This window comes from Pantoea sp. 18069 (assembly GCF_902706035.1).
Taxonomy (GTDB): Bacteria; Pseudomonadota; Gammaproteobacteria; order Burkholderiales; family Burkholderiaceae_C; genus Comamonas.
In genome coordinates, this window is record NZ_CACSJA010000137.1 from 1 (window position 1) to 405 (window position 405).

Sequence of the window (405 nt, forward strand, 5' to 3'; positions counted from 1 at the left end):
CGCTGATAGCGTCTGAATGCCTGTATGCTGTTGTAGACAGCGCATCCGAGCATGGAGAACATCAGCAGCGTCGTGCCAAGGTAGCGCCACAATCCTGAACGATCCGGGATACGGTGCAGACCAATGTGCTGGGTGCCATTGGCGTCAGTCGAAATATTGGTGACGATCCCCTCCGCGCGAAACGGCGTCTGCATCAGCATCTGCGCCAGGCGCTGAAAGGCGTTCCACTGTTCCTGGGGAGGATAGTCATATAACGAGGTCGTCGGCCACTGCTGATCGACCAGATCGCTGCCTTCGTCGCTGATAATCAGGAAACCGCCGGGAGCAGGGCTATTCAGCGCCTGGGCCGCTCGCGCAGTCTCGCGTGAAATAAACGGCGCCGTAGAGGTATTCACCAGATTATCC

Annotated in this window: 1 protein-coding gene; it reads right to left on the bottom strand. The window is 57.8% G+C overall.

The features are described from left to right. Window positions 1-405, bottom strand: a 405-nt coding sequence (locus GVL12_RS25910) for an IgaA/UmoB family intracellular growth attenuator (RefSeq protein ID WP_200844107.1), incomplete at both ends; no start/stop codon positions are given.